The organism is Maribacter hydrothermalis (assembly GCF_001913155.1).
In the GTDB taxonomy this organism is placed as follows: domain Bacteria; phylum Bacteroidota; class Bacteroidia; order Flavobacteriales; family Flavobacteriaceae; genus Maribacter; species Maribacter hydrothermalis.
In genome coordinates, this window is the sequence record NZ_CP018760.1 from 977,247 (window position 1) to 989,196 (window position 11,950).

General features: G+C 34.8%; 12 protein-coding genes. 3 read left to right on the forward strand and 9 right to left on the reverse strand.

Translation table 11 applies throughout. The annotated features are described in order from the left end of the window. Nucleotides 1–40 precede the first annotated feature (40 nt). Together nadE and BTR34_RS04260 are read left to right on the forward strand one after the other, a co-directional pair. Nucleotides 41–829, forward strand: a complete 789-nt coding sequence (gene nadE / locus BTR34_RS04255; RefSeq protein WP_068482153.1) for an NAD(+) synthase — start codon at nt 41–43, stop codon at nt 827–829. A gap of 166 nt (nt 830–995) precedes the next feature. Continuing rightward, on the forward strand, nt 996–1,625 hold the full coding sequence (locus BTR34_RS04260) for a response regulator (RefSeq protein WP_068482151.1): 630 nt from the start codon (nt 996–998) through the stop codon (nt 1,623–1,625). Between the two features lie 78 nt (nt 1,626–1,703). Here BTR34_RS04260 and dnaG read toward each other — a convergent pair whose 3' ends face one another. Beyond that, nucleotides 1,704–3,683 carry a DNA primase gene (dnaG, locus tag BTR34_RS04265; protein WP_068482147.1) on the reverse strand — a complete coding sequence of 660 codons (1,980 nt, stop codon included), beginning with the start codon at nt 3,681–3,683 and terminating at the stop codon, nt 1,704–1,706. A 72-nt stretch (nt 3,684–3,755) separates the two neighbouring features. On the opposite strand from dnaG, the gene BTR34_RS04270 reads away from it, so the two are divergent. Then, a complete protein-coding gene (locus BTR34_RS04270; RefSeq protein ID WP_068482144.1) occupies nt 3,756–3,998 on the forward strand; it encodes a zinc-ribbon domain-containing protein in 243 nt (80 codons plus the stop codon). 72 nt (nt 3,999–4,070) lie between these two features. Here BTR34_RS04270 and BTR34_RS04275 read toward each other — a convergent pair whose 3' ends face one another. The 8 genes from BTR34_RS04275 to BTR34_RS04310 form a co-directional block, all read right to left on the reverse strand. Next, nucleotides 4,071–5,144: a TolC family protein gene (locus BTR34_RS04275; protein WP_068482141.1), complete on the reverse strand. Its 1,074-nt coding sequence runs from the start codon at nt 5,142–5,144 to the stop codon at nt 4,071–4,073. Nucleotides 5,145–5,230: 86 nt separating this feature from the next. Then, nucleotides 5,231–5,980, reverse strand: a complete 750-nt coding sequence (locus BTR34_RS04280) for a hypothetical protein (RefSeq protein WP_068482139.1) — start codon at nt 5,978–5,980, stop codon at nt 5,231–5,233. Next, nucleotides 5,967–6,530, reverse strand: coding sequence for an RNA polymerase sigma factor (locus BTR34_RS04285; protein ID WP_068482398.1), 564 nt, complete (start codon nt 6,528–6,530; stop codon nt 5,967–5,969). Before BTR34_RS04285 ends, BTR34_RS04280 begins: the two co-directional genes overlap by 14 nt. A 135-nt stretch (nt 6,531–6,665) precedes the next feature. Beyond that, nucleotides 6,666–7,643, reverse strand: coding sequence for a polyprenyl synthetase family protein (locus BTR34_RS04290; RefSeq protein WP_068482136.1), 978 nt, complete (start codon nt 7,641–7,643; stop codon nt 6,666–6,668). 431 nt (nt 7,644–8,074) lie between these two features. After that, complete coding sequence (gene rlmN / locus BTR34_RS04295) at nt 8,075–9,118, reverse strand: 23S rRNA (adenine(2503)-C(2))-methyltransferase RlmN (protein WP_068482133.1); 1,044 nt, start codon at nt 9,116–9,118, stop codon at nt 8,075–8,077. A gap of 97 nt (nt 9,119–9,215) precedes the next feature. Continuing rightward, a complete protein-coding gene (gene queA / locus BTR34_RS04300; RefSeq protein ID WP_068482130.1) occupies nt 9,216–10,265 on the reverse strand; it encodes a tRNA preQ1(34) S-adenosylmethionine ribosyltransferase-isomerase QueA in 1,050 nt (349 codons plus the stop codon). Nucleotides 10,266–10,344: 79 nt separating this feature from the next. Continuing rightward, entirely contained in the window at nt 10,345–11,574 is a 1,230-nt protein-coding gene (gene aroA, locus BTR34_RS04305; protein ID WP_068482127.1) for a 3-phosphoshikimate 1-carboxyvinyltransferase, read from the reverse strand. 37 nt (nt 11,575–11,611) lie between these two features. After that, complete coding sequence (locus BTR34_RS04310; protein ID WP_068482124.1) at nt 11,612–11,938, reverse strand: nucleotide pyrophosphohydrolase; 327 nt, start codon at nt 11,936–11,938, stop codon at nt 11,612–11,614. Between the last annotated feature and the right edge of the window lie 12 nt (nt 11,939–11,950).

The following is an 11,950-nucleotide window of genomic DNA, read 5'->3' on the forward strand; positions in this document are numbered from 1 at the left end:
ATAGCAAAGTTAATTGATTTTACTAAATAATGAGAGCGGTATGCAAACGGAAAAAGTAATTGACCACATTGTTAAATGGTTAAAGGACTATGCTACTAATGCAAAACAAAAAGGATTTGTTATTGGTATATCTGGCGGAATAGATTCTGCCGTTACTTCTACCCTATGTGCAAAAACTGGCCTAGACCTTATGTGTTTAGAAATGCCAATACACCAAGCTCCAAATCAATCTGACCGAGCGTCAAGACATATAGAGTGGTTACAAGCCAATTTCAAAAACATAAAAAGACAGCCTGTAAATTTAACTCCTGTGTTCGACAGTTTAGTAGCTGCTTTACCCGCTGTTGAAAATGAAGAAGATCGTTTTATGTCTTTAGCAAATACTAGAGCAAGATTACGAATGACAAGTCTCTACTATTTTGCCGCACTTGAACGTTATTTGGTAGCGGGTACAGGAAATAAAGTAGAAGACTTCGGTGTAGGATTTTACACTAAATATGGTGATGGCGGAGTAGATTTGAGTCCCATTGCCGATTTAATGAAGACCGAAGTTTATGCCATTGCTAAAGTTCTAGGAATAAATGAGGAAATTATAAGCGCTGCCCCAACCGACGGTTTGTGGGGAGACGACAGAACGGATGAAGACCAGATTGGTGCCTCGTACCCCGAGCTAGAATGGGCTATGACCATGAAAGACGAGGGTAAAACCATTACCGATTTTGAAGGTAGAAAAAAAGAGGTTTTCTCCATATTTACCAGGCTAAATACCATGAACCAACATAAGATGCTTCCTATACCCATTTGTAAGATTCCGAAGGCACTTAAATGACAATTCAACTAAAAATCAAGGCATTAAGTCGAAAATAAAGTGCGAAATTCTTCGTTAGTATTAAAATAATGCAACTTTGGTGTCTAATTTAGAAATTTAAGCCTTACATTGCATGTAGTATTTTTACACGTAATAGGTTCTTAAAATCTATAAAAACAAATAATTAATGATTAAAGTTTTAATAGCGGATAATCACCCCATTATAAGAATGGGAGTGAAAAAAGTTCTAGAATCCGCTGAGGGATTTGAACTGATTGATGAGGTGGCAACCACCGAAGAGCTTTTCGAAAAACTCAAAGACACAACCCCCGATGTAGTCATGCTAGAAATGGATATTCCAGAAATTAATGGAATAGCAGCATTACGAAAGATCAAAAAAGAATATGCAGATGTCAAAGTACTTATGTACAGCGGTCAATCTGAAGATGTATATGCCCTTAGTGCTATTAGAGCTGGTGCTTTTGGATATTTATCTAAATCTTCTGGTGTAGAATATATTACAGCAGCAGTTAAAAAAGTAAGTGAAGGTAGCATGTTTATTACCAATGAGTTAGCTCAACGTCTTGCTTTTGATGAAGGTACTAAAAAACCTAGAAGGTTCTTTAGAAGACTATCTACTAGAGAAATAGAAGTTTTAAAACTTTTAGCTAGTGGTAAACGTAACAAAGAAGTTGCTTTGGGTTTAAACCTAAATGAAAAAACAGTAAGTACCTATAAAGCGCGTTTAATGAAAAAATTAAATGTTGATAATATGGTAGATTTATTACAACAAGCAAAAGCTTTGGAATTGTATTAAATTCTTACAACTTTTATATTATAAAAAAAGACCTGCCAATGGCAGGTCTTTTTTATTTTTCTAAACCATCTTTGAGTATTATGACAGTACTCTATTTAATTTTTGATTTAGTAGCTTATTCAATTGAATATAGTTCATTATTTCCTCTAAAGCTTCACGATTATCTTGGTTGGGTTCTTCGGTTGTTTTCTGTAAAGCGCCCATTCTTTTTTTAATTAGAAAACAACGTAATGTTAAAATAGTTTCGCTTACCAATTGTGCAACACCTACTTCTTTTTTCTTAGGGTAAATTTCTTTGCTTTCCCAATTATCCAACTTATAACGCTCTTCTTCCATTAAAATAGAAGAAATTTGATTGCCCATATCTTGATCAAGACCATTAACAAAGTTTGTTATAGAAAAATCTTCTTCTTCGTTCAAGGCCACTATCAATTTGGTGTACATTTTACGAAAATCCTCATTTGCCAATTCAATTTCATCTTCCTGAAGATCTAAATAAATTTTCTCGTACACCTTTATCTCTAAAGATTCTGGCTCCAATATTAAGTCACCAGCTTCATTCTCTTTAAGAATAAAGTCTTCAAATTCTTCTTTATTTGTACCGTAAAGCATTAATGATTCTATAATCTTACGTTCCAATACATATTGCACATCTACCTTTTCTCGCTCAACTTCGTTACGAACAACGTTAAAAGCTTTTTGCTCCTCTTTTTGTTGTTTTCTTTCGTCCGCAATGTCTTTTTTACCTATTTGAGCCAATGTGTTGAACAAGACCGACTCCGAAATATTCATTATCTGAGCACACTCCTGAATATAGATTTCCTTTTGAATACGATCAGGAATTTTTGCAATACTATTAACGATATCTCGTACGGTATCTGCCCTTTTTATAGGGTCGTTATTTGCTTCTTTAACTAGTAACGATGCCTTAAACTGAATAAAATCCTTAGAATTTTTTGCTAAATAAGCGGTAATTTCTTCTAATTCATTATACTTTGCAAAACTATCGGGATCTTCACCTTCAGGAAATGTACATACGCGCACATTCATACCCTGCTCCAAAATTAAATCGATACCACGAAGTGATGCACGTAAACCCGCCGCATCACCATCAAACAATACCGTTATATTTTTGGTCAATCTATTTATTAATCGAATTTGCTCTGCTGTTAAAGCCGTACCACTAGATGATACTACGTTTTCAATTCCTCTTTGTGCAAACTGGATAACATCAGTATACCCTTCAACCAAATAACAATTATCTTCTTTTGCTATTGCTTGCTTAGCATAGGAAATACCATATAACACCTTACTTTTATGGTAGATATCACTTTCTGGTGAATTAAGGTATTTAGCTGCCTTTTTATCGTTCGTTAAAATACGACCACCAAAACCTAGTACACGACCACTTAATGAATGTATAGGAAACATTACACGACCCTTAAAACGGTCAAATTTTCTTGAACTATTAGGATTGTTTGGATCATCTTTTACGATAGATAATCCGGTTTTTTCAAGGTATTCTAATTTGTAGCCTTTGTCTAGCGCCGCTGTTGTAAAACCATCCCACTGATCTAGGCAATACCCTAACTCAAATTTCTTAATGGTTTCATCGGTAAAACCACGTTCTTTAAAATAACTGAGTCCAATAGCCTTACCGAGCTCCGTATTCCAGAGCATTTCTTTAAAATGCGTTTGTGCAAATTCAGAAACCAAATACATGCTTTCGCGTTCATTGGCTTGTTCTTTTTGCTCATTGGATTGTTCCGTTTCCTCTACTTCAATATTATATTTTTTGGCCAAATATTTTATAGCCTCCGGATAAGTAAAATGCTCATGCTCCATTAAAAAAGCCACCACATTTCCTCCCTTTCCACTACTAAAATCTTTCCAAATTTGCTTAACCGGCGATACCATAAAACTAGGCGAACGCTCATCTGTAAACGGACTTAAGCCTTTGAAGTTAGAACCGGATTTCTTTAACTGTACAAAATCACCAATTACCTCCTCTAAACGAGCAGTTTCATAAACTTGATCTACGGTAATTTTTGAAATCATATTCTTCCCTTAGTCCCTCCATAAGAGGGAAATATTTTTACGTAAATTAGAACATCAAAAGTAATTATAAATATGATTCTTTTCTTTGGAACACGACCTGGAAAACCAGAAACCGCACAGCTTTTACATGCCACATGCCCTTATTGCCAACAAAAAGGTACATTAACGGCTGTAGCTACTAAAAACTATTTCCATTTATTTTGGATTAAGCTCTTTAAAATTTCTAAAACTACTATTGCAGAATGTAGTCATTGTAAAGGAGGTTTCTATGAAAATGAGTTTACTGAAGAAATGAATTCTGAATTACCTAAATAAAAAATTAGCTGCCGTAATGGGTTATTTAAAACCACATTACAACAGCTAAATCAATTGATGACTATTTTTATATTACAAATCGAATCGTAGTCCTAATGAAACATTATGCTGATCTACAGCAGCATCTTTAAATATAGGGTTCAAATCATATTTTACATACAAAAGCACTCCATCAAAACCGGCATAGGCACTTAGACCATAGATTAAATCATTTGTATTATAACTACGTTTCAACTTGTCTTTAACATTATCACCGTCAAGGTTGTATTTCAATTTTTGACGTGTTCCTAAATTAAAACCGCCATAACCACCTATTCCTATCCTAAACTGATTCTTTAAAGAGTATCTCATAGTTTTCTCTGTTGTATTTTGTTTTGAGGGTCCAAACTCAAAATGCATTGGAAAAACTAGGTTATCCATTCTAAATTTTGACTTATCTAACTCATAATCGAACTCTTGAAGTTCTGATTGTCCGTTTTCTAGCGACACCAAATACTGATTATCCTTAGGTTTTAAGCCATTAAATTGAAACGAAAAACCGTAATTTAATCGCATAAAATTTGAATTTTTAAATACTCGGGTTCTCCATTGCCAGCCCATTTCAAAAAATCTACTCCCTCCTATTTTATAAGGAGAATCATTTAAAGATTGACCTTCTACAATGGCATTATTTAGACCTACCGCCATTACAAAATCTGAATACGTTCTTCTATCATACCTTATTTCATTTTTCCAATTCATGGATTTGAACAATACAGCAGGTTTCCCATTAATATCTACACCCAAACGAAGACCTTTATCTGAAATCGTATCAAACTCAATTAGAACTAATGCCTTACCCTTATTTCGTTCTAGAAGATTTATTTGATTCTCTATGATTGTAATTCTATTTTCAATATTCAAGGCCCTTTTTTCTGCAGCCTCTTGTTTTTGTAAATTTGCCTCGTCTGTCGTAATACTTCCGTTTTCAAGTCTTTCATTTATGTTTTCAACTTCATATTTTAAAGCCTCCTTTTCTTGCCGAGTAATTTTAACTTTTTGCTCCCTTAAGGTTTCAATTCTCTTTTCATAATCTTCTTGTGCCATTAAGTTTTGCATCATAAATAGTGTTAGCAGTGCTAAAAAATACGTTGTAATTGTTTTCATTTCAATTTTGTTTTTTTGATGAATAAACTCCGCACCCTGTCCCTATAGTATTTTATAGAGAAAAGAATAAAACGATTTGTGTTTGATTAATTATTGCGGTCTGCCACTGCAGTACGCACTTTTATAAAACCGGCTTTTAACGAATTAAATATTTGGTCTCGGAAAGATTGATCAAGTTCTTCTTCCACCTCTGTCAACAAAGCCATAGCATCGACAGTTTTATCTTTGTTAAATATTTTATCTCTTAAAATTTCATCTTGAGCTCGTTTCAATAACGAATCTACCTCGGCATCCGTTACTGCACTGAATTGCTCTAAAACACCAACCTGAGCAACAATGTCCGCTACTTTAGAATTAATAATTTCATCTGACACTTCTAATTTAGAATGAGAGTGATCCTTTGACTCGTACTCAACAAATGCTACTTCAACACCATCATCTAAAGTGTTATTTTCTTGATTGGCAGGCATATTATTTTCAGTATTTTCAACTGCCAGTATTTCAGGTTTTGTATCTGTTTTGAAAACAACTTCCTCTTCCTCTTTAAAATACACCGGCTCTTTAGTAATTAATTTTTCTAACCTTTCTCCTTTTTCCGTGTCTACAATTTCTGCTGGCACATTATTGATAGCATCATTAGAATTAAAATAAAAGAGTGTAACACCAATTAATACCACAATACTTGCCGCAATACCGAACCATACATACACAGGTTTCTTTTTAGAAGCCTCATCATTTAATTCTGGTGAAATTTTTGCCCAAGCATTCTCTGACGGATTAATCTCACGCTCCTGAAACTTGGTTTTTATATGTTTTTCAAATTTATCGGTTTCCATACCCTATTATATTTTGTTGCCTTAACTGCTCTTGAAGCAATTTTCGAGCTTTTAACAATTGTGTTTTTGAAGTACTCTCGGTAATCAACAACATTTCCGCAATTTCTTTATGCTTATACCCTTCCACGGTATACATTACAAAAACCATTTTATAACCTTGCGGTAAAGCATCAATCAATTGTTGTATATGCTCGGTATCGAGATCCGTACTTTGAGAAATTTCATCAGATTGGTTCTTCTCGTACACCTCATCATCATACACTACAAACTGTTGTTTTCTTAAATAGGATATACTTTCCCTAATCATTATCCGCCGCAACCATCCTTCAAAACTTCCTTCAAACTTAAACGTATCTAACTTATTGAACATTTTCAGAAAACCTTGCACCATAACATCCTCGGCAAAATGAATGTCCTTTATGTACTGACGACAGACACTCAACATTTTTGGAGCATGTTTTTTATATAAACCCTCTTGTGCATCGCGGTTACCCGATGTTGCTTTTTTAATAAGCTGCTTCTCGTTTTTATAAAAAGGTATTATTTTCAAAATATTGGTTTGGTCTTCTATTAGCATAGACGCCGAAGAAGAAAATATAGTTGCCTGAAGATAAACAAATTTTGAAATTAATTTTCAACTATCTGTATACCAGTTATTTAATGATAAAATATTTTGATGAAGTAATTACTTTTTGCGATCTACCACGTAGTTCACCATCAATTCTAAAGCACTTTTGTAATCAGATTCTGGATACATGCTCAATAGTTCTAATGCCTGATCTCTATACTGTAACATTTTAGTTACCGCATAATCTAGTCCGCCTTTGTCCTTTACAAAGGCAATAACTTCTTTTACACGCTTTTTATCCTTATTGTGGTTTTTGATGGAATTAATAACCCAACTTTTTTCTTTCTTGGTACAATGATTAAGTGCATAGATTAACGGCAAGGTCATTTTTTGCTCTTTTATATCAATGCCTGTCGGTTTTCCTATTTGCTTGGCTCCATAATCAAAAAGATCATCTTTTATTTGAAAAGCCATACCACAGAGCTCACCAAATTTCCTGAAGGTCTCCACATCTGCACTTTCAGGCTTAACGGAACTAGCACCTAATGAGCAACACGCAGCAATAAGTGTTGCCGTTTTTTGGCGGATAATTTCATAATATACCTCTTCAGTAATATCTAAACGCCTTGCCTTTTCAATTTGCAAAAGTTCGCCTTCGCTCATTTCACGTACAGCTACAGAAATTATTTTAAGTAAGTCGAAATCTTCATTATCAATAGATAATAACAAACCTTTAGACAATAAATAATCACCTACCAGCACAGCAATCTTATTTTTCCAAAGGGCATTTATCGAAAAGAAACCTCTACGCTTATTACTTTCATCGACCACATCATCATGGACCAACGTTGCCGTATGTATCAATTCAATAACAGCAGCACCACGATATGTTCTTTCATTTACCTCGCCATTGTTCAACAATTTTGCGGTAAGAAAAACGAACATGGGCCGCATTTGTTTTCCTTTTCTATTTACGATGTAATGGGTAATTCTATTGAGCAATGCAACCTTTGAAGACATTGAATCTCTAAATTTAGATTCGAACAACTCCATTTCTTGGTAAACCGGTTCCTTTATTTGCGCTACTATTTTCAGGTGCTACTTCTTAGAACTTCAAAATTAGGTAAAAGCTAGCAGTTAACAGTACTCCGAGAGGAGATATTGGTTGTTGGTTGTTGGTTGTTGGTTGTTGGTTGTTGGTTGTTGGTTGTTGGTTGTTGGTTGTTGGTTGTTGGTTGTTGGTTGTTGGAAAAAAACAAATTCAAATTCAAATTTAAAAAACAAATTTAAAAAACAAATTCAAATACAAGTTCAAGCTCAAAACTCAAGTTCAATTCAAAAGTGCGTTTGATTCTTCGTTGTTCGTTGTTCGAACCAAAATAAATTAAAATGCGAAAATCAAGTTTAATCTAGCATTGCTAAATACTACCCTCGCATTAAGTCTATACGCTATCTTCCAACCTTTTACTTCGTACTTAATACTTTGTACTTTTCACTTTGTACCTCGTACTAAATACTTTGTACTTCTAACTTTTATTCGCCAACTGCCCACATGCGGCATCAATATCTTTACCTCTAGAACGGCGTACAGTAACGACGATATTGTTCTTCTCTAATGTGTTAACATACATATCAATTGCGGCACTTGAAGCTTGCTTAAACTCCCCGTCATCAATTGGGTTATATTCAATTAAATTTACTTTAGAGGGTGCAAATCTGCAAAATGCTACTAAGGCATCTACATCTTTCTGAGTGTCGTTAATTCCTTCCCACACAACATATTCGTAGGTAATTCTACTTCTGGTTTTCTCGTACCAATATTGTAATGATTCGCGCAAATCACTTAACGTAAATTTGGCGTTGAAAGGCATAATAGCGGTACGTATTTCATCTATGGCAGAATGTAATGATACGGCTAGTTTAAATTTCACCTCATCATCTGCCATTTTCTTAATGAGCTTAGGCACACCCGATGTGGACACCGTAATACGCTTTGGTGACATTCCTAAACCGTCTGGAGAAGTTATCTTCTCTATTGCTTTTAAAACATTATTGTAGTTCATTAAAGGCTCTCCCATGCCCATGAATACAATATTACTTAATGGTCTTTCGAAGTAAAGACGACTTTCATTGTCTATGGCAACTACTTGATCATAAATTTCATCGGGATTCAAGTTTCGCATACGTTTTAAACGCGAAGTAGCACAGAATCTACAATCCAAACTACAACCTACTTGGCTTGATACACAGGCAGTGGTTCTTGATTTTGTGGGAATCAATACCGACTCTACAATTAAATCGTCATGTAGGCGAACGGCATTTTTAATTGTACCGTCACTACTGCGCTGCATTTGATCTACCTTAATATGGTTGATGACAAAGTTAGCCTCTAACATTTCTCTGGTTTCTTTAGATAGATTTGTCATCACATCAAAAGAATAGGCCGCTTTTTGCCATAGCCACTCATACACTTGGTTGCCGCGAAAAGCCTTGTCGCCATTGGAAACAAAAAAGTCCCTAAGCTGCTCACGTGTTAGTGCCCGGATATCTTTTTTCTTAATTTCTTCCATTGTCTTAAAGGTAGGTATTATAAAAATCCCGCTTTCTAAATAATTAGATAAAGCGGGATTTAGTTTTATTTCCTTAATTAAAAGGAATAGCTATTGCTTAGATAATCAACATTGCGTCACCATAAGAATAAAACTTATAGTTTTCCAATATTGCTTCTTTATAAGCTTTATTCATTAAATCATGACCCATAAATGCCGATACCATCATCAATAATGTAGATTTAGGTAAGTGGAAATTTGTAATCATGGCATTCGCCAAACTAAAATCATAAGGAGGGAAAATAAATTTATTTGTCCATCCTTCATATGTATTCAATGTCTGCTTTGAAGAAACTGCACTTTCCAATCCACGCATTGCAGTTGTACCCACAGCACAAATGCGACGTTTTTTCGCTTTGGCATTATTTACAATTTGTGTAGCCTTTTCATCAATAAATAGCTCTTCACTATCCATTTTGTGTTTAGAAAGATCTTCAACCTCAACAGGGTTAAAAGTACCAAGACCTACGTGCAAGGTTAATTCTGCAAAGTCTACTCCTTTAATTTCTAATCTTTTTAATAAGTGTTTAGAAAAATGTAAACCTGCCGTTGGAGCAGCAACCGCACCTTCGTGCTTCGCATAAATAGTTTGGTAACGCGTTTCATCGTCAGCCTCAACTTCTCTTTTAATGTATTTAGGCAAAGGTGTTTCACCCAATTCTCTCAATTTTCTTCTAAAATCTACATATGCACCATCGTATAAGAACCGTAACGTTCTACCTCTAGATGTTGTATTGTCAATAACCTCTGCCACCAATGTTTCGTCATCACCAAAATATAGCTTGTTCCCAATACGTATTTTACGTGCTGGATCCACAAGTACATCCCAAAGACGTTGCTCTTCGTTTAACTCACGTAAAAGAAAAACCTCTATACGAGCACCTGTTTTTTCCTTGTTACCGTATAAACGGGCAGGAAAAACTTTAGTGTTGTTCAAAACCATAACATCACCTTCATCAAAATAGTCGATCATGTCTTTGAACATCTTGTGTTCAATTTTTCCGGTATTTCTATGGATAACCATTAATTTAGACTCATCTCTATTTTCAGAAGGATGCTCCGCCAATAATTCATCTGGAAGCTCAAAACTAAAATTTGATAATTTCATGTAGCTGTTATATTTATTGTAGCAAATTGCGGCTGCAAATATACAATCTGCAGATAGGCCTTGTCAAGTAAAACGTTAATTATAATTCTTTTATACTAAAATTAAGTTGCTTTAGGTCATTCCAAAAATCTGGGTAAGACTTAGAAACCACCTCCGCATCATTAACATAAAGGGTGGTTTTCATTGCCAACGGTGCAAAAGCCATTGCCATTCTATGATCGTTATACGTATCTATGGCAATATCTTTTAGAATACCGATTGACGGTATAATCGTTAATGTTTTATCGGTCACAGAAATATTTGCCCCTAATTTCGACAGCTCTGTATGTAAAGCTTCTAAACGATCTGTTTCTTTAATTTTAAGGGTATGTAAACCAATTAAATGACAGCCTACTCCTAATCCAAAACAAGTTACTGCAATAGTCTGGGCAATATCTGGTGCGTTGGCTAAATCGAATTCGTTTTCAGCCGAAACAATTTTGTCGGTCTTTTTTAAGGTAATTTTATTTTTCCCAAAACTTGTTTCAACTCCGAATGCCGTATAAATTTTTGCTAAAACACTATCTCCTTGTAAGCTTTTCTCTTTATACGCAGATAACGTAATTTCTGTACCTGGTGCCGCAAGTGCGCAAATTCCATAGAAGTATGATGCCGAACTCCAGTCTGACTCGACAACCAAGGTCGTTGGAGAAACATTCGCTTTCGACGATACTTTTATAACATTACCTTCAAATGATGTTTCTACACCAATTTCTTCAAGTAATGCTAACGTCATTTTAATATAAGGAACCGAAGTAATTTTGCCCACAAGTTCTAATTGAAGTCCGTTTTCCAAACTTGGCGCTATCAATAATAAAGATGAAATATATTGGCTACTAACATTTGCCGGCAGACTTACTTTTTCTTTAACGATATGTTGCCCTTTAATTTTTATTGGAGGGTAGCCTTTATCTTGAACATAAGAAATATCTGCACCTAAAGATTTTAAGGCATTGACCAAAATTTCAATTGGTCTCTCGGTCATCCGTTTTGAACCTGTAAGTATTACTTCTTTACCTTCTTGTGTCGAAAAATAACCTGTTAAAAAACGCATTGCCGTACCTGCGTGATGAATATCTACAGTACCCTTAGAAATTTTCAATCCTTCTTCCATTACCTGGGCATCATCAGAATTTGAAATATTCTCTATTTCGATATCTGGATATAGTGCCGCCAATAATAAACTACGGTTAGATTCACTTTTAGAACCTGTTATAGTAATTGTGTCTTTAAGCTTTGTATTCGATGGGCCGGTAAGGTGAAGTTTCAATGCTTGTAAATTTAAAAATGAAGCATCAAATATACATCTATTTCAACTTTTTATTGTTGTGATGACGGTCATGATCACGCTTTGTTTTTAAATCTAACTTTTTATCGAATGCTTGTTGTAAATCGATACCTGTTTGGTTAGCCAGACATAGTACCACAAACATAACATCTGCCAATTCCTCGCCAAGATCTTTGCTTTTGTCAGATTCCTTTTCGCTTTGCTCACCATAGCGCCTTGCAATAATACGAGCAACCTCCCCTACTTCTTCGGTTAATTGCGCCATGTTGGTAAGCTCGTTAAAGTAACGAACACCATGTTCTTTAATCCAATTATCTACGTCTAGTTGTGCGTTTTTGATGTTCATAAATTAGTTTTA